This window comes from Kitasatospora sp. NPDC096147 (genome assembly GCF_044763225.1).
Taxonomy (GTDB): Bacteria; Actinomycetota; Actinomycetes; order Streptomycetales; family Streptomycetaceae; genus Kitasatospora.
The window spans coordinates 1021855-1047329 of sequence record NZ_JBIWFX010000001.1; the positions used below are offsets into that span (position 1 = coordinate 1021855).

Sequence of the window (25475 nt, forward strand, 5' to 3'; positions counted from 1 at the left end):
GGCGCGGGGACGGCGGCGCCGAAGCGGTGTCAGATCACGTCCTCCAGCTCGCGCAGCAGCCGCGCCTTCGCCCGCGCACCGACCACCGACTTCACCGGCCGGCCGTCCCGGAAGACCATCAGGGTCGGCATCGACAGCACGCCGTAGGCGGCCTGGGTCTCCGGATTGGTGTCCACGTCGAGCTGGACCACCCGCAGGGTGCCGGCCCGCTCGGCCGCGATGTCCGCCAGCACCGGGGCGATCATCCGGCAGGGCGGGCACCAGTCGGCGGTGAACTTCACCAGCACCGGCAGGTCGGCCGCGAGCACCTCCTCGGCGAAGGTCAGGTCGGTGACGGAGGTCAGCTGAGCACTCATCGGAAGGCCCTCCCGGGGCAGGTGGTGGTCGGTCTCAGGGATGCGGACGGAGCTCGCAGGAGGGATCGGCACCGGCCGCCCCCTCGGCGAGCCGCGCCATGTCCTCCTCCGCGCGCAGGAGTTGGGCCCCGACCTGGTCGCGGACCTGGCGCAGCCGGTCGATGCACTCGTCCAGCTCGGCCAGCTTGGCCCGGTAGACCTGGAGCGAGGCCGGGCAGGAGTCCCCGGCCGGGTGGCCCGCCCGCAGGCACTCCACGAACGGCCGGGTCTCCTCCAGCCCGAAGCCGAAGTCCTGGAGCATCCGGATCTGCCGCAGCATCCGGAGGTCCTCCTCGTCGTACGTGCGGTAGCCGTTGACGCTCCGCCGCGCGGTCAGCAGACCGCGCGACTCGTAGTACCGCAGGGTGCGCGTGGTGGTGTCGGCCCGTGCCGCGAGTTCTCCGATCCGCATGCCCCGACGGTAGACCTTGCCCCCGACGTCAACGCCAACCCCTCCGGGGAAATCCGCCGGGCCCGGCGCGCGGCCGGGGGTAGGGTCGGGGCATGGCGGACGAAGAGCTGAGCGTACGGGTGGACAGCTGGATCTGGTCGGTGCGGCTGACCAAGACCCGCTCGATGGCCGGCGCCGCCTGCCGGGCCGGGCACGTCAAGGTCAACGACGAGCGGGCCAAGCCCGCCCAGGTGGTCCGCGAGGGCGACGTGGTGCGGGTCTACCACGACGGCCGGGAGCGGGTGGTGACGGTCCGCAAGCTGATCCGCAAGCGGGTCGGGGCCGAGATCGCCGCCGAGTGCTACCGGGACGACAGCCCGCCGCCCCCGCCCCGGGCGGAGGCCGCCGCGCTCGGCATCCGCGACCGGGGCACCGGCCGCCCGACCAAGCGCGACCGCCGCGAGATGGAGCGCCTGCGCGGCGTCTGACCGGAGCGCCACCCCGGCCCCTCCCCGGCCCCTCCCCGGGACCGACACCGGCCCGGACGGCCTCCGCCGTGGGCGACAATGGTGCGATGTCCCGACGCCAGAAGCCCACGCCCCGGCCCACCCGGCCGACCCGTCCCGCCGTGACCGCCATCACCCCCTGCCCGTGCGGGCGGGCGGCCTCGTACGGCGACTGCTGCGGGCCGCTGCACCGGGGCGAGAAGCCGGCCGCGACCGCCGAGCAGCTGATGCGCTCGCGCTACACCGCCTTCGCCGTGCGGGACGAGCCCTACCTGCTGCGCAGTTGGGCCGCCGCGACCCGCCCGACCTCGGTGGACTTCGATCCGGGCCTGATCTGGGAGCGGCTGGAAGTGCTGGCCACCAGCGAGGGCGGCGCCTTCCACGCCGAAGGCACCGTCACCTTCCGCGCGCACTACCGGGACGGCGGCGAGCCGGGCTCGATGGAGGAGCACAGCCGCTTCGTCCGCGAGGACGGCGCCTGGGTCTACCTCGACGCGCAGTAGCGGAGGCGGAGCGCCGCCGCGGACACGCGATGGCGGTCCGGATCGGGACGGACCCGCACCGAGCAGGCGCCGCACGGGCGTCCCGGCCCGGCCAGGGGGTGGTGGCACTCCGCGCGGCCCGGGGTGCGAGGATGGCGGTCCCGCCCCGTACGGCGGGCCTTTCAGCCGACCGGCCGGCCGCCCACACGGCGGCGGTACCAGGGGCACGGCGAGGCCCGCGCACCGCTCGGCTGCACCACCCCGGCAGCCCGGACGGCGGCGGCTTCCCCCTCTACTTCCCTCCCTCAGGAAGCACCCCGCCATGCACGTCTCCACCGTGCCCGGCCGCACCCTCGCGGTCCTGGGCTGCCTGACGCTGGCCGCCTGCGCCGGCTCCACCACCACCGAGCCGGGTTCCGCCGGCTCGCTCCGTGCCCAACTCCCGCGCGCCGTACGGGATGCGGGCGTCCTGCGGATCGCCACCGACCTCAACTACCCGCCCGTGGACTTCAAGCAGCCGGACGGCACCCCGGCCGGCCTGGACATCGACCTGGCGCGGGCCCTCGGCAGCCACCTGGGCCTGCGGGTGGAGTTCACCGACCTGCCGTTCGAGAAGGTGCTGCCCGCCGTCCGGGAACGCCGGGTGGACCTCGCCGTGTCGGCCGTGCTGGACACCCGCCAGCGCCAGCAGGGCCTGGACGACCAGGGGCGGACCACCGACTCCGGCGTCGACTTCGTGGACTACTTCGTCACCGGCACCTCGATCCTGGTGCGCCGGGGCAATCCGGCCGGGATCGGCTCGCTCGACGACCTGTGCGGCCAGACCGTGGCGCTCCAGCGCGGCACCGTGCAGGACGAGATCGCCCAACGGCAGACCGCCGCCTGCACGAAGGCCGGCAAACCGCTGACCATCCGCCGGACCGACACCGACCAGCAGGCGCTGGCCGAGGTCGCGGCCGGCCGGGCGGTGGCCGATCTGAACGACTACCCGGTGGCCGAGTACAACACCCGGGACGGCCAGGGCGGCGGCCGCTTCCAGGTGACGGGCGGTCAGTTCCTGACCAGCCCCTACGGCATCGCCCTGGCCAAGGACTCCACCGCGCTGCGCGACGTGCTGGCCAAGGCGCTGGACCAGCTGATCCGCAACGGCGAGTACGACCGCATCCTGGAGCGCTGGGGCGTACCCGGCGGCGCCGTCAGCAGCGCGGTGGTCAACGGCGGTCGCTGACCGGGCTCCCGGGGCCTACTTGACCGGGGCCAGGCCGGTGCAGCCGCGCAGCCCCTCGCGCCGCTTGAGCGAGGCGGCGGCCTTGGCCCCGGTCTCCGGGACCGGCACGCCCTGCGCGTTGATCTCGGCCGGGGTGAACTCCTCGGCGGTGACCTTGCCCTCGGCCGTCACGGTCAGGGTGGTCACCCCGGTCTCGTTGGAGTTGGCGTAGCTGGAGGTGGCGTACCAGAGGAAGTTGCCGAAGCCGTAGCCCACGTAGGTGTCGCCGAGCATGCCCGCGCCCAGCATGGTGTGGGCGTGCGTGCCGACCACGGCGGTGGCTCCGGCGTCGGCCAGCTTCTTGGCGATCGAGGTCTGTGCGGCGGTCGGGCATGCCTTCCCCTCGTCGCCCCAGTGCAGGTAGACCAGCACGACGGACGCCTGGGCCTTGGCCTGCTCGACCGCCTTGATCAGGGCGGGCTCGTCCAGCGCCGAGGCGATGCCGGCCTTGCCGACCCCGGCCCGCCACTTCTTGTTGGTCTCCTCGTTGACCTGGCTGGCCCCGAGCACCGCGACCTTCACGCCCTTCACGTCGGCCAGGTAGGGGGCGAACGCCTCGGTGGCGTCCTTGCCGAAGCCCACCACCGGGATCGGCGAGGACGCCTTGGCCGCCAGGGTGTCGGTCAGCCCCGGCTGGCCGAAGTCCACCGCGTGGTTGTTCGCCATCGAGACCACGTCCACGCCCGAGTCCTGGAGCACCTTGAGGGTGCGGGCCGGGGTGCGGAAGGTGTAGGTCTTCGCCTCGGGCGCGCCGCGCTCGGTGATCGCGGTCTCCAGGTTGAGCACCGACAGGTCGGCGTCGGCCAGCTTCTTGGAGATCGGCCCGAGCGCCTGCTCCGGCGCCTTGACGTTCAGCCGGCTCTCGGTCCGGGACTCGAAGTGCACGTCCCCCGCGAAGGCCACCGTGAAGGTCGTCCCGGGTGCGGCCGACGGAGCCGCCGGAGTGGTCGACGCCGCGCCGCCGGACGGCTGGGCGGCGCCGGACGACTGGGCGGCGGACTGCTGGGCCGAGCCGGGCTCGACGTGGTCACCGCCGGCCGGGTGCGGCTCTTCGCTGCAACCGGCGACCAAGGCCAGAGCGGCCACCAGCGCGGCTGCGGACACGGCACGGCGCATGACGAGTTTCCCCCCGAATTCGATACGTGAGCACCTGAGGTTACGACACACCCCCACCTCTGGAACACATTTCCCCCACGGAAGCGGAAGATCACGGTCCACAAGGGCCTCTGCCATACTGCGCGGATGTCGAAGAGGAACCGCTCCCAGCCCGCGACCTTCGCCGCCATGGTGGCCGCCGTCCCGCGCGAGCCCGAGCCCGACGAGGACTACGGCACCATCGTCGACCCGATGACCGCCCGGGCCTTCACCGACGCCGAGGGCCACCACTGGGTGCTCTCCCGGGGCCCGCTCGACCCCCGCCGGGCCAAGCGGATGGCAACCGCCGCCGACGAGATGGCCCTCAGCGGCCCCGACCACCACGACGAGGCCACCAACCGCTGGCTCCCCGCCTTCCTCCCGCGCGCCGACCGCCTCGCCGCCTGGCAGGAGGTGGCTCAGCTGTACGGCGCCGACGGCATGCTCAGCCACGTGGCGTACGAGTTCACCAGCGAGGACGGCCGGGTGCTCCTCTACATCCAGACCTTCTGCTGACCCCCCGTCAGCGCATCAGGTCCGCCGCCGCCCCCGCGCTCGCGGCGAGCACCAGCCCACCGCGACCGTCCGGGCGCTCCTGGAAGACCCAGGTGTACGCGGACGGCGGCTCGACGGACGGCGACCCCTGCCGCTCCGCCGCCGCCCGGGCGGTCATGGTGACCAGCAGCCGCCCGCCACTCCGCTGCCAACCGCCGTCACCGGTCAGCCGCCAGCCCCGGGCCGCGTCGTGCCCGGTGACGTCCAGGCCCCGTACGGCGGCCGACCCGTCCGGACGGAGCGTCAGCCGCACCTCGCCCGCACCGCGCCAGTCCCCCACGAGAGCCTCCGGCGGCGTCGGCGGCACTGCGGCCGACACCGGGACGTCGGTCGCGCCCGCCCACCAGAGGCCGACGACCAGCCTGGCACCCCCGTACAGCGCCGCCCCGACGAGCAGCAGCGCCACCGCCGCCCCCGCCCCGCGCATCCACCGGGCCGTGCCCGCCCCACGTCGTTCGCCACTCACCGGGCCGAGCCTGCCAGATGAACTGAACGCGTTCAACTCTGGCTGGTTCCCGGCCATCCGGTGCGAACCACCCCATATCCGGCCGGTCGGACGTAGCGCGATTCGGCCATTGGGCGCAATACCGTGGTCCACGTCACGTAATTAGATCCGTAACGGATCGACTCCTCCTGCGATGGAAGGGGAGGTGTTGTCGCGCGGGACGAGTCCGTACCCGCGCTGTCCCACTCCCCTTGTGAGAGGCTCCTCGTGTCGCTCAGCTCGCCCAGCAGGGTTTCCGTCGCCGAGAAGAAGCGTCCCGTCAAGCGGGCCACCGCCAAGGTGCCGGTGGCCGCACAGCCGTCCGAGTCCGAGGACTCCGGGTGGGAGGAGAACGGCGCCGGGGCCGCGGCGGAGCCGGAGGAGCAGGAGACCGAGGTCTTCGTGCTCTCCGACGGGGACGAGGACGACGCCCCGGCCCAGCAGGTGGCCACGGCCGGTGCCACGGCCGACCCGGTCAAGGACTACCTGAAGCAGATCGGCAAGGTCCCGCTGCTCAACGCCGAGCAAGAGGTCGAGCTCGCCAAGCGGATCGAGGCCGGCCTGTTCGCCGAGGAGCGGGTGGACACCGACGACTCGATGTCCCCGCAGCTGCGCCGCGAGATGGAGCTGCTGGCCGAGGACGGCCGCCGGGCCAAGAACCACCTGCTGGAGGCCAACCTCCGCCTGGTGGTCTCGCTGGCCAAGCGCTACACCGGTCGCGGCATGCTCTTCCTGGACCTGATCCAGGAAGGGAACGTCGGTCTGATCCGCGCGGTCGAGAAGTTCGACTACACCAAGGGCTTCAAGTTCTCGACCTACGCGACCTGGTGGATCCGGCAGGCCATCACCCGCGCGATGGCCGACCAGGCCCGCACCATCCGCATCCCGGTGCACATGGTCGAGGTCATCAACAAGCTGGCCCGCGTGCAGCGCCAGATGCTCCAGGACCTGGGCCGCGAGCCCACCCCGGAGGAGCTCGGCCGGGAGCTGGACATGACGCCGGAGAAGGTGGTCGAGGTCCAGAAGTACGGCCGCGAGCCGATCTCGCTGCACACCCCGCTCGGCGACGAGGGCGACAGCGAGTTCGGTGACCTGATCGAGGACTCCGAGGCGGTCGTGCCGGCCGACGCGGTCTCCTTCACCCTGCTCCAGGAGCAGCTGCACTCCGTGCTCGACACCCTGGCGGAGCGCGAGGCGGGCGTGGTGTCGATGCGCTTCGGCCTCACCGACGGCCAGCCGAAGACCCTGGATGAGATCGGCAAGGTCTACGGCGTGACCCGCGAGCGGATCCGCCAGATCGAGTCCAAGACCATGTCCAAGCTGCGCCACCCCTCGCGCTCGCAGGTGCTCCGGGACTACCTGGACTGACCTGGACGACCTCCCCCGCCCGCACGCCATCGGAGGGCCCGGCACGGTGACACCACCGCACCGGGCCCTCCGGCACGCCACCCGCCGTCAGATCGGCAGCGCGTGCAGCCACACCGCTCCGGCGGGCCGGCCCGCCCCGTCCCGCAGCGGGTGCCACCTGGTCAGCAGCGGCATCACCACCGGGCCTCCGGGCTGCTCCACCTCGACCGGCCCGGTGATCTCCCGCCGGTCCAGGGCGGCGTAGAGGCCGGCCTCGTCGGGGCGGCAGAACACGATGGCCGGCTCCGGCCCGAGCCCGGCCGCCCGCTCCAGCGCCCCGCCGACCACAAGGCGGGCCAGACCCCGCCCCCGCATCGCTCGGTGACGCCCACCCCGCCGAGGCCCACCACCCGGGTGCGCACGCCGCCCACCGAGATCGGCAGCACCGTCATCCCGGCGTGGGCCAGGGTGGCTCCGCCCCGCCGGATGCCGACGTGGTGCTCCTCAGGGCCTCAGGTCAGACCGTACGAGGCCACCCGGGCGGGGTCGGGCCGGTCGCCGTACAGCCCGGTGAGGTGGTAGCTGTCGAACGGCACGACCACCAGGTCTGCCGTCGCGGCATGCCGATCATCGGTCATCCCGACATCCTGTCATCCGGCGTGACGGGCACCGCAGTTCGCTACAGTGCGGGCAGCGGCGCGCAGAGGTGTATACCAATCCGGCCCCCGACCACCTCCGGCCGTCGCTGAACTCCCACCCCCACGGAGGAAGTTGTGCCGACCCGCCGTACCGTCCTGACCCTTGCCGGAGGCGGGGCCGCCGCCCTGCTCGCCGTCCCCGCCGGCCCGGCCGCCGCCACCACCGGTCGGGCCGCCGTCACCGGCCCGCGCACCGTCCGGCTCACCGCTCCGACCGGCCCCCGCCGGGTGGCCACCCGGGCCGTCCACCTGATCGACCGTCAGCGCACCGATCCGTTCGCCCCGGTGCCCGCGCCCCGCGAGCTGATGGTCCAACTCTGGTACGCCGTGGGCTCGGTGGGCGGCTGCCCGGACGCCCCCTACACCTCCGCCCGGGTGGCGGCGGCCGTCGAGGCCGGGCTCGGCCTGCCCGCCGGGCTGGTCGGACGGCTGCGCGGCCACGCGGTCTCCGGGGCGCCCGGCGGTGGGGCGGGCGGCGGGGTGGGCGGCGGCGGGGTGGGCGGGCAACCCTCCGGCCCACTGGTGCTGTTCAGCCCGGGGCGGACCGGCATCCGGGCCGGTGCGACCGCGCTGGCCGAGGAGCTCGCCTCGCGCGGCTTCGTGGTCGCCGCCGTGGACCACACCCACGACGCGGCGGCGGTCGAGTTCCCGGACGGACGGCTGGTGACGGGCAACCTGCCCGCCGAGCCGGAGGACTGGGACGCCCAGGACCGCAAGGAGGTCGCCGTCCGGGCCGCCGACCTGCGCTTCGTGGCCGACCGGCTGGCCCGGCTGCTGCCCGGCACCGCCGGGCGGCCGGTCGGGGTCTTCGGGCACTCGCTGGGCGGCGCGGCAGCGGCCGAGGCCCTCCGGCAGGACCGCCGCTTCGCGGCCGGACTGGACCTGGACGGCGGCCTGTTCGGCAGCACCGTCCCGGCGGTCGGTCTGGACCGCCCGTTCCTGCTGCTGACCTCGCTCGCGGACCACGAGACCTGGCAGCTGTTCCGGGATCACCACCGGTCCTGGGGGCGGCAGTTGCGGATCACCGGAGGCGGCCACCTGACCGCGACCGACATCCCGCACCTGGCCGTGCCGGGCCGGCTGGCCGAGGTCTGGGACGGGCCGACCTATGAGGCACTGCTCGGCCCGATCGCCCCGCAGCGCGGCACCGAGCTGGTCCGCGCGTACACCGGGGCCTTCTTCGAGCGCTTCCTGCTCGGCCGGCCCGGCGGCCTGCTCGACGCGCCGTCCGGGCGATACCCCGAGGTGATCCACCAGTGGAGCCGGAACGGCGGCTGACCGCGGGATATCGTCGCGGTGTGCCCCACCCGCCGACCGGCCGCGCCGCCCGGTCGGCGGGACCGCCGCCGTGACGGTCGGTCAGTCCCCCGGCCGGCGCGCGGTGCCGACGAACGGAGCCCCCTGCCATGCCGCACCCCGACTCCCGGGCCGAGCCGGCGGCGTCCCTCGCTCCGGCCCCGGTCCAGGGGGACCTGACGGGCCGTCCGGACCGGGCCGCGTCCGGGCTCGCGGACGTGCTCCTGGTGGTGCGCACCGCGACGACCCTGAACCGGCTGCTCGACGTCGTCCCGGTGTTCGCCGACGACCACCGGGTCCGGCTGCACTGGACCATCGCCCCCGGCTCCGCCTACGACGACGGCCTGCCGGAGCTGCTGGAACGCCACCGGATCCACCTCACCCCCTGGGCCGAGGCCGTCCGACACCGCTACGGCCTCGCGCTCGCGGCCAGCGCCAACGGCCGACTCCACCAGCTGCGGGCGCCGTTGCTGCTGCTCCCGCACGGCGCAGGCTTCAACAAGCGCCTCGGTGGCCACGGCAGCGGCGCCCCGGGCGGCCCGTCCGGGCTGACTGCCGGACAACTGCTGCACCGGGGCCGCCCGGTGGCGGCGGCCATCGGCCTGGGCCATCCCGCCCAGCTGGCCCGGCTGGCCCTCTCCTGCCCGCCCGCCGCCGCCCGGGCCGTGCTGGTCGGCGACCCGTGCCACGACCGGATCCGGGCCAGCCTGCCCTGGCGGGACGAGTACCGCCGGGCCTTCGGGCTGCGGGCCGGGCAGCAGCTGGTCGTGGTCTCCTCCACCTGGGGCCCGGCCTCGCTGAGCCGGCGTCACCCGGAGCTGCTCACCCGGCTGCTGGCCGAGCTGCCGGTGGACGAGTACCGGGTCGCACTGGTGCTGCACCCCAACGAGTGGGCCCAACACGGCGCCTTCGGCCTCCGGCTCCGGCAGCACTCCGCCCGGACCGCCGGGCTGATCGCCGTGCCGCCGCACGAGGGGTGGCGGGCGGCGCTGGTGGCCGCCCGGGTGCTGATCGGCGACCACGGCTCGGTCTCGCTCTACGCAGCCGCCGCCGGGCTGCCGGTGCTGCTCGCCACGGACGGTGGCGGCGAGCTGGACCCGGCCTCGCCGATGTCCGAACTCATCTCCACCGCACCACAGTTGGACCTCGACGCGGCCCTGCTTCCGCAGCTCGCCGAGAGCCTGGCACCGGCCGTGCTGCCCCCCGGAGCGTTCGCCGCCGAGGACGGCTCCCTGGCCCTGCTCGCCGAGCTGGCCTACCGGCGGCTCGGCCTCACCCCGCCGGCCCGCACCCCGACGGCCGAACCGGTCCCGCTGCCCCGGCCGGACACCACCACCCCGGCCCGCCGACTGACAGTGCACACCACGCTGCTGGCCCCCGCCACGCCGGACCGGCCCGCACTGGTCCGGCTGGAGCGTCACCCGTCCGGGCTCACCGAGCTGCACCCGGCCCCGGCCCGACCCGCGCCGGACGGACACACCCGCCGCCACCGGCTGGCCGAGCTGACCCCCGAATCCGGCCGGGCCGCCCAGAGCGCCAGCGTCCTCACCAGCCACGATCCGGACCCGGACCCCGGCTGGCCGGCCCGGGCCCTGGAGCGCCACCCCGCCTGCCGGATCGCCGCCGTGGTGCTGGACCGGCACCGCTGCCTGCTGCGCCTGCGCACCGGCGAGCTGCTGACCACCACCCTGCGCGGCGACGCCGACCCGCTGCTCGCCGTCTCCGCCCTGCACCACCTGCTGACCGCCGGTCAGCCGGTCCCCCGGTCCGTCCGGATCGAGATCGGCGGCCACCGGTACACCGCCACCATCGACCGTGCCGAGCCCGCCGAGCCCGGCACCTGACGGTCAGCCACTCCCCAGGCCCGTCCGGATCGAGCACGGCCGCGAAGTCGGTGTGCCCCCGGCCGCTCCCCGAACCGCCGACGCTCCGCTCCGGCCGTGCGCCCGGTGCCCACCCCGCCCTCCGAGGCCGACGCCACCGCCCCGATCCGGTACGGGCTGCGCACCGACAGCCACTCGGCCAGGGCCGCCTCCGGCTCCGGCTCCGGCTCCGGCTCCGGCTCCGGCTCCGGCTCCGGGACGACGATCAGCGGGCCGTCGAGGTCGCGCGGCGTCCCGTACAGGTCGTGCAGCGCGCTGCCGGCCGGCAGCGCCGACAGCCGGGCCGGAAGCTCGGCGGGAACGCGGTACCGGCCCCTCCGACGGAGTCGACGCCGAATCCGGCCTGGCGGTCCACCTCGGTCACTGCTCCTCCCCCGGCCCGGTACCGCCCTCACCGTAACGAGCCGTCAGTTCGGCGCCGATCCGGGCCAGTTCGGCTCGGGCCTGCGGCGGGGCCAGCACCTCGATCCGGGCGCCGAGCCCGGCCAGCCAGGCCGCGACCACCTCGGGTGACGGGCCGTCGACCTCCAGCTCGCGCCACCCGTCCGGGAGTTCGCCCACCTCGCGGACCCGGCCCGAGCCGAGGCGCTCCAGCAGCGCCTCGGTGCCGGGCGCGGCGCGGAGCAGCACGGTGGCGGCGTGCAGCCGCCGGTCCATCCGCGCGGTCAGGGTGCGCCAGGCGGTGCCGAGGTCGAAGTCGGCCGGGCGGTCGACCGGTTCGCCGGTCGGGACGGCTCCGGTGACCCGGCTGAGGCGGTAGGAGCGCAGCCCGTCCGGGGTGCCCGCGACCAGGTAGCCGACCCCGGCCTTGCTGGCCAGGCCGAGCGGGTGCACCGTCCGCTCGCGTGCCGGGCGGCCCGGGGTGGCGTAGCCGAGCCGCACCTGCTCACCCTCCACCACGGCACGCCGAAGCACCTCCAGGTGCGGCCCGGCGGCGCCGACCGGCGCCCGGGACCAGTCGGTCGGGTCGGCCACCCCGCCCCGGGCCGCTGCCTCGGCGCCCTCCCGCTGGGGCGCGGGCAGCGCCTGGACCAGCTTGCGCAGCACGGTGCGGGCCCCGGGCGAGTCGGCGACCGGCCCGGCGGTCAGGAAGAGCGCGCGGATCTCGTCGGTGGTCAGCCCGTTGAGGGTGGTGCGGGCACCCCCGACCAGGGTCCAGCCACCGCCCCGGCCGCGCTGGGAGTACAGCGGGACGCCGGAGGCGGCCAGCGCCTCCAGGTCGCGGCGGGCGGTGCGCTCCGAGGTCTCCAGTTCGGCGGCCACCTCGGCCACCGTGACGCGGCCCCGCCGCTGAAGCAGGAGCAGGGTGGCCACCAGTCGATCGGCTCTCATGGAGCGTCATTCTGCTGCCCCGGCCGGCCGGTTCGGGACCGATTCGGACCCGCTCGGAAAACTGGCCCGAAGGTGGCCGGTTTCGCGGAGAGGCTGGTCTCATCGCCCCGGACGAACGGCCGGGGCCGGAACGGAAACGGAGCAGAAGATGATCGTGGTGACCGGAGCAACCGGGAACGTCGGCCGACCGCTGGTGCAGGCGCTGGCCGAAGCCGGGGAGCAGGTGACGGCGGTGTCCCGGCACACCCCCGAGGGGCTGCCGACGGGGGTGCTCCACCGGGTGGCCGATCTGGCCGAACCCGCCTCCCTGGAACCGGCATTGGCGGGGGCCGAGGCGCTCCACCTGCTGATCGCGGGCTCGGGGGCCGAGCTCGATCCGCAGGCGCTGCTCGGGGTGGCGAAGGCAGCCGGGGTCCGGCGGGTGGTGCTCCAGTCCTCCCAGGCGGCGGGCACCCGGCCGGGTCTGGCCTCGCACGACGGCCTGCGGGGCTTCGAGGCGGCGCTGCGGGCGAGCGGTCTGGAGTGGACCGTGCTGCGGCCGGGCGGCTTCGCCTCGAACGCCTTCCTCTGGCTGGAGTCGGTGCGGGCCCACCGGACGGTGGCGGCCCCGTTCGGTGAGGTCGGCCTGCCGCTGGTGGACCCGGCGGACATCGCCGCCGTCGCGGCGGCCGTGCTCACCGACCGCAGCGGCGCCCACGCCGGGCGGACCTACCAGCTCACCGGGCCGGCGGCGGTCTCGCCGCGCGAGCAGGCCGAGGCGCTGGGTGCGGCGATCGGCGAGCCGGTGCACTTCGTCGACCTGAGCCGGGAGCAGGCGCGCGAGCACCTGGCCCGCTTCCTCCCGCCGACGGTGGTGGACGGCACCCTGGCCATCCTGGGCGAGCCGACCGCCGAGGAGCAGCGGCCGAGCCCGGACGTCCAGGCGGTGCTCGGCCGGGCCCCGCAGCCCTTCACGGCCTGGGCCCGGCGGCACGCGGCGGCCTTTCGCTGACCGGCCCGCACCGCACGGCACAGCTCCGCACCACACCGCCCCGCCCCGCCCCGCCCCGCCCCGGCGGCCCGTCTGCCGGAAGGCCCGCGCCGACGCCCCCGGTCAGCCCTCGACCGACTCGAACTGCGCCAGCTGCTCGGCGAGTTCGGACGCCCGGGGGCTGCCGGTGGCCTGGTGGATCCGACAGGCCCGATCCAGGTACCCACGGGCCGCCGGAGCATCACCGACTGCCGAGGCGGCCTCGGCTAGCAGCTCCAGCACCGGGGCCTGGTCGGTCGGGGTGTCCCGTCCGACGAACACCGCGAGCGCCTGCTCCAGGAGCTCGACCGCCTGCCGGCGCCGGCCCAGCCGGAGCTGCACCCCGCCCAGGGTGGTGGCGATGCGGGCGGTGGTGCGCTCGTCCGTCCCGTCCCCGAGCCGGTGGGCCCGCAGCAGCACCTCGGCCGCCGCGTCCCACTGGCCGCGGCGGTCCAACACCTGCCCCAGGTGGTGGAGTTGGAGCCTGGTGCCACGCACCTGCCGGAGGTTCTCGTTGATCCGCAGCGAATCCTCGAAGGCGGTCTGGGCCTCGTTCAGCCGCCCCTCGGCCAGCATGGCCTTCCCGGTGAACTCCAGCACGCTGGCGGTGGCCCGTAGGTCCCCGGCCAGCCGGGCGGCGGCCAGCGCCGGGCGCAGCTGGGCGTGCGCGGCGGCGAAGTCGTGCCGCTCCCAGTGGGCGCGGGCGAGCTGGGCCCGGTAGCGGGCGAGCAGCAGCAGCTCCTCCTCCCGCTCGGCGGCACCGACCGCCAGAGTGTACGCCTCGACCCAGTAGTCATACGGCCGTTGGTCCTCGACCAGCTTCCAGAGCGGCTCGGCCAACCGGCAGACCATCTGGTCGTCACCGAGTCCGCTCGCGGTCCGCAGACAGGCCATCAGGTTGTGCCGCTGGGCGCGGAACCAGTCCAACGCCTGCCGCCCGTCGCCGAACGCCAGGTCCGGCCCGGGGCCGGCCGGCAGCGGCTCCTGGTACCGCAGCCGCTCGCCGAGCGCCCGGTCCGCCCGCTCGGCCTGCCGCGCGTACCAGTGCACGGTGCGCTGCCAGGCCGCCGCGCGCTCGATCCCACTAGGGTCGGCGATCCGGGCCATCCGGGCGGCGTGCTCACGCAACAGGCAGTGGTAGCCGAGCCGTTCGGCCTCGGCGTCCTCCTCCAGCAGTCCGGCGTCGACGAGTTCGGCGATGGCCGCCTCGGCAGCCCAGAGGTCGAGGTCGGTGGCCGCGGCGGCTGCGCCGGCACTGAACCCGCCACCCGGGTGGTCGGCCAGCAACCGGTACAGCAGCGCCGCATCCCCGGGCAGGGCCCGGTAGCCGGCGTCCCAGAGCGCTTCCACGTCCGCCCCTCCGATCGTCCCGCCACCGGCGTCCGGCACACCGCCCGCGCCCGCCTCCGCCAGTTGACGGACCAGCTCCGCGGCTCCGGCCCGGCGCATCCGGCGCAGCCTGAGCCCCACGACCCGGAGCGCGATCGGCAACCCGCCACACCGGTCGGCCAGTTCGGCCACGGCCTCGCTCTCGGCCGCCGCCAGCTCCGGGCCGATCAGCTCGGCCAGCAGACGGCGGGCGTCCCCGGACGGCAGCATGCCGAGCGGCACGGCGAGAGCACCGTCGGCCTCGGCCTCGTGCAGTCTGGTCCGGCTGGTGGCGACGACCGCACTGTCCTCGCCGGCCGGGAGGAGCAGGGCGAGCTCGACCTCGTCGTCCACGTCGTCGAGCAGGACCAGCAGGCGGGCACCGGCCGTCCTGGAGCGGAACATGGCCTGCCGCTCCGCCAGGGTGGGCGGCAGCCAGGCGGCATCCACGCCCAGCGACTCCAGCCAGCCTCCGAGCACCTCGGAGAAGTCCACGGCGCCGTCGTCCTGGCGCAGCCGGCCCAGGTCGGCGTAGAGCTGGCCGTCCGGGAAGCGCTCGCGCATCCGGTGCCCCCAGTGGGCACCCAGCTCGCTCTTGCCGACCCCGCCGATGCCGCTGAGCACCACCACCGCCGGACGGCCGGTCCGGCGGTGGTTCAACTCCGCGGTGCAGAGGGCCTGTTCGGAGACCCGGTCGAAGAACCTTCCCCGGGTGTGCGGGAGCTGGCCGGGCACCGGACGCCGGGGGCCGCTGACCGTCAGGTGCTCGATCACCTGAGCCTGGATCAGGTGCCCGTCCACCCGGCCGCCGTCCACCCGGTTGACTCCGGCCGACTTCGATCGGACCACTTCCTCGGACTCCGGTCGCTCCGCCACGCCCACCCCTCGTTCCGTCCTCGACCGCCAACACTGTAGACGCTCCGCAGGCCGGAAGGGTTGTGGTCGCATGTGTACATCCCACCCGAAGAGATCACTCCAGGTATCGGACTAGTCACCCTCCGTTGAAGACTGAGGGCGGCCCATTTCCGATCGAGAGCGACACATCGATGACCCGCATACGCCGCACCTCCCCGCGCCGCCCGCTCGGCGCCGCCGCCCTCGGCCTGCTCCTCGCGGGCGGGGGCCTCGGCACCGCCCTGGCCGGGCCCGCCGCAGCCGCTCCCGCGCCGCACGCCGTGCGGGCCGACTGCCCGCCCGCGCCGCTCTGGGCGAACACCGGCGGGGCGACCCGGGTGCTCGTCGAGTACGACACCGCGGGTGCGGTGCTCGCCACCGCGCCGCTGGCGCGTGACTACGGGGACATCGCCTTCAGCCCGGACGGCTCGAAGCTGTACGGCGTCAACTTCCCGGCGGCGCCCGTGCTCTACACCGTGGACCCGGCCACCGGGGCCGAGACCGGCAGCACTGCGGTGACCGGCCCGCTCGCCGAGCTGCCGCCCTCCCAGGCGGTGAACGGACTGACCGCCGCCGCCGACGGCCGGCTGATCGCGGGCTCCTTCACCACCCAGCAGATCTTCCTGATCGACCCGGCGACCGGCGCCAGCACGGCGGCGCCCTACGCCTTCCCGGCCGGCTTCGTCTCGGCCGGTGACTTCCTGACCCTCGCCGACGGCGACATCCTGGCGTTCGCCACCGAGGTCAGCGCCCCCGGCGCCGGCTCCCCAGTCTTCCGGATCCACCCGGACAACACCCTCACCCGGATCGGCACCGTCCCGCTGACCTTCGGCGCGGCGCAGTCCGGTGGCAGCGTGTACGCGTTCGGCTCGGACGGCACGATCAACCGGCTGGACGGCGTGCCGACCGCGTACTCGACGGCGCCGCTGCCGGTGACGCCGGTGGTCGCCACCGGCTCGGGCTTCTACGGGGCCACCGCCCCGCAGGACGCCGGGACCTGCACGGCGCCGACGTACACCGTGGCCAAGGGCGTGACCCCGGCCGGCCCGGTCATGGAGGGCGCCACCGTCACCTACACGGTCAGCCTCGCCAACACCGGCACCGTCGCGGCCAACGCCGACTTCAGCGACGACCTCTCCGCCGTCCTGGACGACGCCACCCTGGTGCCCGGCTCGGTCACCGCGTCCACCGGGAACGCCTCGGTGGCCGGCAGCACCCTGAGCTACACCGGCGTCCTGAACCCCGGCACCACCGCGACCGTCAGCTACCAGGTCACGGTCAACACCCCCGACACCGGGGACCGCGCGCTGACCAACACCGCCACCGCGACCGCGCCGGGCGGCAGTTGCGCCACCGAGGGCGGGTGCACCACCACCGTCCGGGTCGAGCGGCCGGCCACCACCGGCCTCACTGTGGTGAAGGCCGCCACCGAGCAGTCGTTCAGCGCCCCCGGCCAGGTGCTGCACTACACCTTCACGGTGACCAACACCGGCACCGTCCCGCTCACCGGCCTGAAGGTCACCGACGAGGGCCCGGGCAGCCCGCAGGTGACCTGCCCGGTCGGCACGCTGGCGCCGGGTGCCTCGACCACCTGCACGGCCGAGTACACCGTCACGGCCGCCGACCTGACGGCCGGTCAGGTCACCGACCGGGCCACCGCCACGGCCTCCGACCCCGACTGCAAGCCGGTGACCGCCACCAGCAACACGGTCACCGTCCCGTGCCGGACGCCCGGCCCCGACGACTGTGACGAGCAGCAGGGCACCGTGCTCCGGTAGCCCGGCGGTCCACCGAGCGGCGGCCGGGGGTGGTGGCGCAACACGCCACCACCCCCGGCCGCCGCGTCAGGCGGCGCAGAACTCGTTGCCCTCGGGGTCCCGCATCACCCACCAGTGCCCGGCCGGCCCCTGGTCCACCTCCCGGACCCGGACCGCGCCGAGGCCCTCCAGTCGGGCGACCAGGCCCGGCAGGCCCTCGTCCCCGGCGTGCAGGTCGAGGTGCAGGCGGTTCTTGACGGTCTTGGGCTCGGGGACCTCCTGGAACAGCAGCCGCCGTCCCTTGCCGACCCCGCTCGCCGGGTCGAAGGGTTCCTCGGGGTGGCGGACGGCGGCGTAGCCCCGGAAGACCTTGCGGCCCCGGTGCTCGCCGACCGCCGCCTCGGGCAGGTGGCCGGCGGCGAGCAGCTGCTCGATCAGCGGGCTCGGGTCCTCCACCTCGTACTCCAGGGCAGCCGCCCAGAAGTCCGCGAGGGCCGGGGCGTCGGTGCAGTCGATGACCAGTTTCCAACTCAGTGCCATGTAACCAGTTATATTGGTTACATGGATTCGGCCGCAACCGCCAAAGGACTGACGCTGCACTCGCGCAGCGGCACCGCCTACCGCTTCGACGCCGGAGCACTCTGCCTGGAGCTGATGACCACCGGCGGCCCGGGGCCCTACCGGCACTTCGAGGTGCTGCACGCCCCGGCCGACCTCACCGTCTTCGCCGAGCGCTCACGGCTCGCCCCGACGCCGGAACTGGCGGTGACCGGGCAGGACGTCACCGACCTGCGCCGGGTACGCGACGCGCTCTTCGGCCTGGTCTTCGCCCACCTCGACGGCACCCCCCTGCCCACCGAGGAGCTGGCGCTGCTCAACGAGGCCGCCGCCCGCCCCTCCCTCGCCCCGGCCGTCGCCGCCGACGGCACCCGCCACTGGGCGGCCGGGGCGACCGGCGCGCAGCTGGTCGCCACCGTCGCCCGGGACGCGGTGGACCTGCTCACCGGCCCGTCCGCACACCGCATCCGCACCTGCTCGGCCGACAACTGCCAGCTGGTGTACGTCGACACCTCCCGCCCCGGGAACCGCCGCTGGTGCTCGATGGAGCACTGCGGCAACCGCCACAAGGTCCGGGCCCTGCGCGCCCGCCACACCGAGGAAGGATGACCGCCATGTCCGCCACCACCGGCAGGACCGCCCCGACCGGGAGCACGGCCACGACGGCGGGCACCGCCGTGCCCACCGGGCTCACCAGGGACGTGGGCTGGGAGATCGGGGTCTCCCGCACGCTGCCGCACCCCGGCCCGCTGGTCTGGGACTTCGTCACCAGCCCGGCGGGGCTGGCCCTCTGGCTCGGCGAGGGCACCGCCGCCCTGCCCACCGTGCCGGGCACCCCGTACCGGACCGGCGCGGGCGTGACCGGCGAGGTGCGCGGCTACCGGCCCGGCGTGCGGCTCCGGCTCACCCACGGCCCGACCACCGTCCAGCTGACCGTGACCCCGGCCGGGGATGGCTCGAAGTCCGTGCTCCGGTTCCACCAGGAGCGGCTGGCCGACGCCGCCGAGCGCGAGCGGCAGCGGGCGCACTGGCGGGCCGTCATGGACCTGGTGGCCGCCGGGCTCGACGGGCCCTGAGACCGGCAGGTCCCCGGCCGGAGCCGATCCGCCGTTTCCCGTCCGATGAGGGCCGGTCGATCGCGGCTCCGGGCCCGTTACCCGCCCGGGGCCGATCCCGGGCGGGCACGGTCAGACCGGTCCACCGGCCCGGCGGCGGCCCCTGAGCGAGCGCCCTGACCGAGCGCCCTGACGGAGGGTCAGCCGATCCGCTCGGCGACCGGGGTCGCGGCCGGCTCGACCGCGACGGGCTGCCGCGCGGGACGGTCCAGCGCCCACGCCACGGTGGCGACCGCGCAGCCGGTGAGGGCGAGGCCCGAGCCGACCACGGTCGGCGACAGCCAGCCGAGCCCGGCCGACAGCGCCACGCTGCCGAGGTAGGCACCCTGGGCGTTGGCCAGGTTGAAGGCGCCCTGCACGGTGGCCGAGGCCAGGGTCGGGGCGGTGCGGGCCTTCTGCATCACCAGGGTCTGCACCGTCGGCACGGTGGCGAAGCCGCAGGTGCCGATCAGCACCACCGTCAGCGCCGCCGCCCACGGGGTGCTCGCGGTGAACGCGAACAGGCCCAGCGCCAGCGCCATCAGCAGGAAGGCCACGCTGATCGACGGGCGCAGCGCCCGGTCGGCCGCGTAGCCGCCGATCAGGTTACCGATCGTCATCCCGACGCCGAACAGGGCGAGCACCACCGTGACGCCCTGTCCGGAGAAGCCGGACACCTCGGTGAGCACGGGCGTGATGTAGGTGTAGCAGGCGAACAGCCCGGCGCAGCCGGTCACCACCGTGCCGAGGGCGAGCCAGAGTTGACCGCTGCGGAAGCTGGCCAGCTCGCTGCGCAGCCCGGCCCCCGGCCGGCTGGGCAGCTCGGGCAGCAGCCGGGCCAGAGCGAGCGTGCCGACCGCCCCGCAGCCCACCACCACGAGCATCGCCGAGCGCCACCCGAGGTGCTGGCCCAGCAGGGTCGCGGCGGGCACGCCGAGGATGGTGGCGACCGTCAGCCCGGAGAACATCACCGCCACCGCCCTGGCCCGCAGGTGCGGGGCGGCCAGCTCGGCGGCGGCCACCGCACCGGCCCCGAAGAAGGCGCCGTGCGGCAGTCCGGTGATCAGCCGGGCGGCGGCCAGCAGCGGGAAGTTCGGGGCCACCGCGCAGAGCAGGTTCCCCAGGGTGAACAGCGCGGCCAGACCGACCAGCACCCGCTTGCGGGGCAGCCGGGCCGCGGCGGCGGTGAGCAGCGGCGCACCGATCACCACGCCGAGCGCGTACATCGAGATCAGCCAGCCCGCCTGCGGGACCGAGACGGCGAGGTCGTCCGCGACCTGCGGCAGCAGGCCCATCGCGGCGAACTCGGTGGTGCCGATCGCGAAGGCGGTGAGGGCGAGGGCGAGGAGCGCCAACGGCATGGCGGTACCAACTCCAGGGTGAGGGGGTGAGGCAGGGGGCGGTCGCCGCTGACCGCCGGTCGAGGGCTCGGGGAAGTCTACCGAGCGGTGGTCAGTACCCGGATCCGCCGCAGCTCGCCGTGGATCTCGGCCAGCGTCCGGCAGCCGTCCGGCGGAGCCGTCGGCGGCGGCCAGGACGACGGCCCCGCACCCTCCAACTCACTTGCCAGTTGCGCCAGTTCACCGGTGATCCGGCAGGCTTCGGGACGGCTCGGGTACGGGCGGCCGTGGTCGAGGCGGACCGCGCAGGCAGTGATCGCGTCCACGATCCGCTCCACCCGGCCCCCGACCGGCAGCCAGTCCCGGTCCGCCCCCAGCTCGGCGGCGGCGGTCTCGGCGGCGGACCGCGCCTGCGCGAGCGAACGGTAGGCGGCCCGGCGCAGCGCGTCCCGCTCGGCGCGGGCCGGGCGGGCCGGGCGGGCCGGGCGGGCCGGATGGTCGGGGGTCAGCACGTGCGCCAGGTAATCGCGGGCGTGCCGGAGCGCGACGGCGTACCGGTGGCCGACCCGGGTCCTGGTCGAGGTCAGCCGGGGCAGGTGACCGACCAGCAGCACCACCAGGCAGGCCAGCACGGTGTCGGCCAGGCGGCTGCCCGCCGCGCCGGTGTCACCCGCCAGCGAGACGAAGCCGAGCACGGTCACGGTGACCACGGCGGTCTGGGCGGCGAAGTGACGGGCCGCCAGCGGCACCAGCGCACCGCCGAGCGTCACGGTCGCCAGCTCCGGACCGTGGGGCAGCACGGCCGCCAGCAGCACCCCGGCGACCGTCCCGGCGCACCGGCTGACCACCCGGGAGAACAGCGGCCCGATGTCCGGCTTCACCAGGAAGGCGGCGGTGACGGGCAGCCAGTACCAGTACGCCGCCCCGAGCAGCAGCGCGAGCCCGGTCGACACCGCCACGCAGGCCGCCACCCGCAGTCCGTACTCCCGCCCCGCCGGCCCGGTCGGCCGCGCCCCGGGACCGCCCACCCGCAACGGCCGTCCCGGTGCTCCACCGTCCCGCCGGCCGACGGCCCCGCCGGGGAACGCTCGCGGCAGGCCCACCGGGGCCGGGCAGGTCAGCCCGGCACGCCACCGAGCGGAGCCCGACGCCCGGAGGCGTTCGGAGGCGTTCGGCGCTCGGTCCGTCGAGCACGGCCGGCCTCCGGCTCCGTCCGACAGCCGGACGCGGACCACCTCGGGGTCCCCGGCTGCCGTCCTCTCCCGGGCCAGGACCGCCCACACCCGTGCCAGGCCCGATCGGACGGCGGCGACCCACCCGCGCGGTCGCTCCCCTACTCCCGGGCCCGTCCCACCGCTTCCACCACCGGAGAACGTCAGGGTCGCCTCCAGCACCGCCCGGTCGAACGCCGTCCTGGCCGGACTGTCCGTCACGGGAGCCGACACCGCCCCCGGCAGTCCCCCCGCCCGGACCGCCGCCGCCAGCCGCCGGGGCCCGGCGACGATCCGCTCGGGCACCGGCTCGCCCTCCCAGAGCAGCGCCACACTCGCCTCGCAGAGCATGGCCGCCGCCCCGAACCGCTCCGTCAGCCGTCGCCACTCCCCCGCGGCACCCGACCAGCCCGACCTGTCCGACCCACCCGACGCGCCGTCAGCCCGGGGTCGGCACAGCCGCAGCGCCAGGTCGGCCTCGTTCAACGCGACGGTCAGCCGACGCCGCGCCGCCTCCGCCCCGGGGGTGCCGACGGCGGCCAAGGCCTCGGCCAGCGCGTCGAAGACGGCCGCCACCGCATGGCGCTCACCGTCCGCGCCGGACGGGCTGACGACCAGTCGGAGCGCCAGCTGCCACAGCGCCCCGGCCAGGAAGGCCACGGCCATCGCCCAGGGCGGTGCCACCACCGGCATCCCCGCCCCGACCGCCGTCAGCACCAGCAGCTGGACGGCCGCCGCCGACCACACCGGCCCGGCCACGCTGACCGCGCCGCTCACCAGGCCGACCACGGTGAGCAGCGGCAGCGCCCACCACCCCGGCACCCAGGCCGCGAAGAACCCGGCTGCCCCGGCCAGCGCCGGCAGGGCGATCCGCACCGCCGCCACCCGCCGCGTCCCGGGCCGGTCGTTGAGCGTCCCGAACAGCGCTCCCAGCGCTGCCGCGATCGCCTCGGCCGGCCTCCCCACGGCCAGCCCGAGGGCCAGCGCCGGACCGGTGCCCAGCGCCCCGCGCAGTACGGCGGGCCAGGGCACGGGCCCGCCTCCCGACCAGCGCAGCGGATGGGCCAACCAGGCGGGCGGCCGGTACGGCACGGTCTCCCCCTCTCCCCGGGTCATCGGACCTCCGGCCCGCCCGGGCCGCTCCGGCCCACTCCGGGCCGACCCGGTCCCGGGACCTCTGTGAGCGACCCTAGGCGGGCCGGTTGTCGCGCTCGCTTCGCCCCCGTTACAGGAACGTGACCATCCGTTCCGCCGGTCCGGCCGGGCCCGTACGCCCGCCCGAGGGCACCCGGCAGGCCCGTCCGCAACCCCGGCGAGCCCCCTCCGGAGCCTCCCGGCCGGGCCGCGCCCCCGGTCGCACCCCGTGCGAGGATGACACCACAGCAGCCCCAGCCCCCCGGGCGGTGGTCGACACATGCGAAGTGATGAGCAGGACGGCCTCCTGATGGTCCCGATCGCGACTGCGCTGATCTCCGAGGACGGCCGGATCCTGCACTGGAGCGCCGACGCCGAGGCCCTGCTCGGCTACCCGGCCCGGCAGGCCGTGGGCGCCCGGGCGGCCCAGCTGCTGGTCACCGAGGACCAGCGGCCGGAGGTGCTTGACCTGTTCCGGCACATCCTCTCCGGCCGGGGCTGGTCGGGGATCTTCCCGGTGCTGCACCGCAACGGCCACCACGTGAACCTCGAGTTCCGCACCCACCCGGTGCTCGGCCCGGACGGGCGCCCGCTGGTCCTGGCGGTGGCCTCGGACGTCACGGCGGTGCACCGGCTGCACGCCGACCTGGCGGTGCTGGACAGCTTCTTCAGCCAGTCCCCGGTCGGCATGGCGGTCTACGACGGCGATCTGCGCTTCGTCCGGCTGAACGACGCGCTGGCCCGGGCGAACGGGCTGCCGGTCGAGGCCCAGCTGGGCCGCCGGGTCACCGAGGTGCTGCCGGGGATCAACGGCGAGGAGATCGAGGCGGTGATGCGGCACGTGATCACCACCGGAGAGCCGGTGCTGGACGCCCGCTCCTACGGCCGCACCCCCGGCGATCCGGGCCGGGACCGGGCCTGGTCGGCCTCCTACTTCCGGCTGGACCGGCCGGACGGCGGGGTGCTCGGGGTGAGCTCGACCATCGTGGACGTCACCGAGCGGTACCGCGCCGAGGCCCGGGCGGCCCGGGCCCAGCAGCGGCTGGCGCTGCTCAACGAGGCCAGCACCCGGATCGGCACCACCCTCGATCTCGCCCGCACCGCACAGGAGTTGGCCGAGGTGGCGACCCCGGCGCTGGCCGACACCGTGGTGGTGGAGGTCCTGGACACGCTGGCCGCCGGCCAGCCGGCCGAGCTGCCCAGCCCGGCCGACCGCTCGGCGGTGCTGCGCCGGATGGCCTTCCACTCGGTGCCCGGCTCGGACATGAAGCCGCTCGCCCCGGTCGGATCGGTGCACCACTACCACCCCTCGGCCCCGTACGCCTGGGCACTGGCGCACCGCCGCCCGGTGCTGCTGCCGACCCTGGACGGCGATGCCGCGCACTGGTTCGCCGACGCGCCCGCGACGGCGGCGGCTATGCGCGCGGACGGGGTGCACACCCTGATGGTGGTGCCGCTGATCGCACGCGGCGCGGCGGTCGGCATCGCGGTCTTCTACCGGAACCTGACGGCCCGTCCGTACGACGGCGAGGACGCCGCCCTGGCCGCCGAGCTGGCCTCCCGGGCGGCGGTGGCCGTCGACAACGCGCTGCTCTACACCCGGGAGCGGGACGCCGCCCGGGCCCGGCAGTTCGCCCTGGAGGAGGCGCACGCCGCCCAGCAGCGGCTGGCACTGCTGAACGAGGCCAGCACCCGGATCGGCACCACCCTCGATCTCGCCCGCACCGCACAGGAGTTGGTGGAGGTGGTGCTGCCGAGGTTCGCCGACTTCGCCACCGTCGACCTGCTGGAGTCGGTGGTCGAGGGCGAGGAGCCCGGGCCACCGCCGGACGACGGCCCGGCCCTGATGCGCGCGGTGGCGGTCGGCGAGGTGCGCGGCTCGGAGGTGCTGGCCGGGGCGGCCGACGACGTCGGCGAGCCCAGCAGGTCGGCCAACCTCTATGCGGAGAGCCTGCGTTCGCGCCGCTCGATCCTGGTGGCGGAGGTGGACGAGGCGGCCCTGCACCGGATCGTGGCGGCACCGGACCGGGTGGAGCCCGGCCTGGCCGCAGGGGTGCACTCCTACGTGATGGTCCCGCTGATGGCACGCGGGGTGGTGCTGGGCGGGGCCGAGTTCATCCGGACCGTCAATCCGGAGCCGTTCACCGCCGACGACGTGGCACTCGCCGAGGAGCTGGCGGCCCGGGCGGCGGTCTGCATCGACAACGCCCGGCTCTACCGGCGCGAGCGGGAGACCGCACTGACCCTGCAGCGCAGCCTGCTGCCGCAGGAGGTGCACCAGTCGCTGGGCCTGGAGCTGGCCCACCGCTACCTGCCCAGCAGCGTGGTCAGCGAGGTCGGCGGCGACTGGTTCGACGTGGTGCCGATCGGCAGCGGGCGGGTCGCGCTGATCGTCGGCGACGTGATGGGCCACGGCATCCTGGCCGCCGCCACCATGGGTCAACTGCGCACCGTGGCAAGGACCCTGGCCACCCTCAACCTGGACCCGGCCCGGCTGCTGCGCCGCCTCGACGAGGCCGCCACCGCACTCGGCGACGGTCAGTTCGCCACCTGCGTCTGCGTGGTCTACGACCCGCTGGACCGCAGCTGCACCGCCGCCTCGGCCGGCCACCTGCCGCCGGTGCTGGCCCCGCCCGGCGGCGAGGCCGAGCTGGTCGAACTCCCCACCGGCGCACCGCTCGGCGTCGGCGGGGTGCCGTTCCACAACCGCACCTTCACGCTGCCCGAGGACGGCCTGCTGGTGCTCTACACCGACGGCCTGGTGGAGCGGCGCGGCCAGGACCTGGACCAGGGCCTCGAACTGCTCCGCCGCACCCTCACCCGCCGCCGGGGCAGCCTGGAGCGCACCTGCGACGCGCTGCTCGCCACCATGGAGGCGCCGGCCGGACAGGACGACGTCGCCGTCCTGCTGGCCCGGGCCCGGCCGGTCGGCCCGGACCGCTTCGCGGTGCTCCCGCTCGGCCGGAGCCGGGCCGAGGCCGGCCGGGCCCGCCACTTCACCCGGGAGGTGCTCACCGCCTGGGGCTTCGGCGGGCTGGCCGACCAGGCCGAGCTGCTCACCAGCGAGCTGATCACCAACGCACTGGTGCACGCCGGCCGCCCGGTTGAGATGCGGATCTTCCGCGACCGCCTGCTCACCGTCGAGGTCACCGACGCCGACCCCCGCCCGCCCCGCATCCGGATCGCCCGGGAGGCCGACGAAGGCGGCCGGGGCATGTACCTGGTGAACGAGCTCGCCCACCGCTGGGGCACCCGGGTCACCGACACCGGCAAGATCGTCTGGTACGAGCTGGAGCCCCCGGCGGGGAGCTGACCGGGCGTCAGCCCCCGCCGGACACCC

At 75.5% G+C, this 25475-nt stretch carries 22 protein-coding genes and 1 pseudogene; 12 read left to right on the forward strand and 11 right to left on the reverse strand.

The window, feature by feature from the left end:
* Positions 1–29: 29 nt before the first annotated feature.
* Entirely contained in the window at positions 30–356 is a 327-nt protein-coding gene (trxA, locus tag ACIRBX_RS04405; RefSeq protein WP_402293646.1) for a thioredoxin, read from the reverse strand.
* Positions 357–390: 34 nt separating this feature from the next.
* A complete protein-coding gene (locus ACIRBX_RS04410) occupies positions 391–807 on the reverse strand; it encodes a MerR family transcriptional regulator (RefSeq protein WP_402293647.1) in 417 nt (138 codons plus the stop codon).
* Between the two features lie 92 nt (positions 808–899).
* Between ACIRBX_RS04410 and ACIRBX_RS04415 the strand changes: the two genes are divergently transcribed.
* From ACIRBX_RS04415 to ACIRBX_RS04425, 3 genes are all read left to right on the forward strand, one after another.
* Complete coding sequence (locus ACIRBX_RS04415; protein ID WP_402293648.1) at positions 900–1274, forward strand: RNA-binding S4 domain-containing protein; 375 nt, start codon at positions 900–902, stop codon at positions 1272–1274.
* Between the two features lie 86 nt (positions 1275–1360).
* Positions 1361–1795: a YchJ family protein gene (locus tag ACIRBX_RS04420; protein WP_402293649.1), complete on the forward strand. Its 435-nt coding sequence runs from the start codon at positions 1361–1363 to the stop codon at positions 1793–1795.
* Positions 1796–2096: 301 nt separating this feature from the next.
* Positions 2097–3002: an ABC transporter substrate-binding protein gene (locus ACIRBX_RS04425; protein ID WP_402293650.1), complete on the forward strand. Its 906-nt coding sequence runs from the start codon at positions 2097–2099 to the stop codon at positions 3000–3002.
* Positions 3003–3017: 15 nt separating this feature from the next.
* Here the strand turns inward: ACIRBX_RS04425 and ACIRBX_RS04430 are convergent, their stop codons facing one another.
* On the reverse strand, positions 3018–4157 hold the full coding sequence (locus ACIRBX_RS04430) for a CapA family protein (RefSeq protein WP_402293651.1): 1140 nt from the start codon (positions 4155–4157) through the stop codon (positions 3018–3020).
* A 126-nt stretch (positions 4158–4283) separates the two neighbouring features.
* Between ACIRBX_RS04430 and ACIRBX_RS04435 the strand changes: the two genes are divergently transcribed.
* On the forward strand, positions 4284–4691 hold the full coding sequence (locus ACIRBX_RS04435; RefSeq protein WP_402293652.1) for a hypothetical protein: 408 nt from the start codon (positions 4284–4286) through the stop codon (positions 4689–4691).
* Positions 4692–4698: 7 nt separating this feature from the next.
* Here the strand turns inward: ACIRBX_RS04435 and ACIRBX_RS04440 are convergent, their stop codons facing one another.
* Complete coding sequence (locus ACIRBX_RS04440; RefSeq protein ID WP_402293653.1) at positions 4699–5196, reverse strand: hypothetical protein; 498 nt, start codon at positions 5194–5196, stop codon at positions 4699–4701.
* 321 nt (positions 5197–5517) lie between these two features.
* Here ACIRBX_RS04440 and ACIRBX_RS04445 point away from each other — a divergent pair.
* Positions 5518–6582, forward strand: a pseudogene (locus ACIRBX_RS04445) (RNA polymerase sigma factor); the annotation flags it as partial.
* An 87-nt stretch (positions 6583–6669) separates the two neighbouring features.
* Here ACIRBX_RS04445 and ACIRBX_RS04450 read toward each other — a convergent pair.
* Positions 6670–6936 (reverse strand): hypothetical protein, encoded by a 267-nt coding sequence (locus tag ACIRBX_RS04450; protein WP_402293654.1) that lies wholly within the window; start codon positions 6934–6936, stop codon positions 6670–6672.
* 137 nt (positions 6937–7073) lie between these two features.
* Complete coding sequence (locus ACIRBX_RS04455) at positions 7074–7199, reverse strand: hypothetical protein (protein ID WP_402293655.1); 126 nt, start codon at positions 7197–7199, stop codon at positions 7074–7076.
* A 135-nt stretch (positions 7200–7334) separates the two neighbouring features.
* On the opposite strand from ACIRBX_RS04455, the gene ACIRBX_RS04460 reads away from it, so the two are divergent.
* Both ACIRBX_RS04460 and ACIRBX_RS04465 read left to right on the forward strand, forming a co-directional pair.
* Entirely contained in the window at positions 7335–8537 is a 1203-nt protein-coding gene (locus ACIRBX_RS04460; protein ID WP_402293656.1) for an alpha/beta hydrolase, read from the forward strand.
* A gap of 128 nt (positions 8538–8665) precedes the next feature.
* Positions 8666–10399 (forward strand): translation initiation factor 2, encoded by a 1734-nt coding sequence (locus ACIRBX_RS04465; protein ID WP_402293657.1) that lies wholly within the window; start codon positions 8666–8668, stop codon positions 10397–10399.
* A 399-nt stretch (positions 10400–10798) separates the two neighbouring features.
* Here the strand turns inward: ACIRBX_RS04465 and ACIRBX_RS04470 are convergent, their stop codons facing one another.
* Positions 10799–11770, reverse strand: coding sequence for a helix-turn-helix transcriptional regulator (locus tag ACIRBX_RS04470; RefSeq protein ID WP_402293658.1), 972 nt, complete (start codon positions 11768–11770; stop codon positions 10799–10801).
* Between the two features lie 148 nt (positions 11771–11918).
* Here ACIRBX_RS04470 and ACIRBX_RS04475 point away from each other — a divergent pair, with 148 nt between their 5' ends.
* Positions 11919–12761, forward strand: a complete 843-nt coding sequence (locus tag ACIRBX_RS04475; RefSeq protein WP_402293659.1) for an NAD(P)H-binding protein — start codon at positions 11919–11921, stop codon at positions 12759–12761.
* A gap of 102 nt (positions 12762–12863) precedes the next feature.
* On the opposite strand, the gene ACIRBX_RS04480 is transcribed toward ACIRBX_RS04475, so the two are convergent.
* On the reverse strand, positions 12864–15023 hold the full coding sequence (locus ACIRBX_RS04480; RefSeq protein ID WP_402293660.1) for a tetratricopeptide repeat protein: 2160 nt from the start codon (positions 15021–15023) through the stop codon (positions 12864–12866).
* 170 nt (positions 15024–15193) lie between these two features.
* Here ACIRBX_RS04480 and ACIRBX_RS04485 point away from each other — a divergent pair, with 170 nt between their 5' ends.
* A complete protein-coding gene (locus ACIRBX_RS04485; RefSeq protein WP_402293661.1) occupies positions 15194–16819 on the forward strand; it encodes a hypothetical protein in 1626 nt (541 codons plus the stop codon).
* A 66-nt stretch (positions 16820–16885) separates the two neighbouring features.
* On the opposite strand, the gene ACIRBX_RS04490 is transcribed toward ACIRBX_RS04485, so the two are convergent.
* Entirely contained in the window at positions 16886–17338 is a 453-nt protein-coding gene (locus ACIRBX_RS04490) for a VOC family protein (RefSeq protein WP_402293662.1), read from the reverse strand.
* A 21-nt stretch (positions 17339–17359) separates the two neighbouring features.
* Between ACIRBX_RS04490 and ACIRBX_RS04495 the strand changes: the two genes are divergently transcribed.
* Positions 17360–17965, forward strand: a complete 606-nt coding sequence (locus tag ACIRBX_RS04495; RefSeq protein ID WP_402293663.1) for a CGNR zinc finger domain-containing protein — start codon at positions 17360–17362, stop codon at positions 17963–17965.
* 68 nt (positions 17966–18033) lie between these two features.
* The gene (locus tag ACIRBX_RS04500) at positions 18034–18432 is read left to right on the forward strand and encodes an SRPBCC domain-containing protein (protein ID WP_402293894.1); all 399 of its coding nucleotides are present in this window, start codon (positions 18034–18036) and stop codon (positions 18430–18432) included.
* Positions 18433–18611: 179 nt separating this feature from the next.
* Here ACIRBX_RS04500 and ACIRBX_RS04505 read toward each other — a convergent pair whose 3' ends face one another.
* Positions 18612–19811 (reverse strand): MFS transporter, encoded by a 1200-nt coding sequence (locus ACIRBX_RS04505; RefSeq protein ID WP_402293664.1) that lies wholly within the window; start codon positions 19809–19811, stop codon positions 18612–18614.
* Positions 19812–19888: 77 nt separating this feature from the next.
* On the reverse strand, positions 19889–22117 hold the full coding sequence (locus ACIRBX_RS04510) for an FUSC family protein (RefSeq protein ID WP_402293665.1): 2229 nt from the start codon (positions 22115–22117) through the stop codon (positions 19889–19891).
* A gap of 298 nt (positions 22118–22415) precedes the next feature.
* Here ACIRBX_RS04510 and ACIRBX_RS04515 point away from each other — a divergent pair, with 298 nt between their 5' ends.
* A complete protein-coding gene (locus ACIRBX_RS04515) occupies positions 22416–25448 on the forward strand; it encodes a SpoIIE family protein phosphatase (RefSeq protein WP_402293666.1) in 3033 nt (1010 codons plus the stop codon).
* Positions 25449–25475 lie beyond the last annotated feature (27 nt).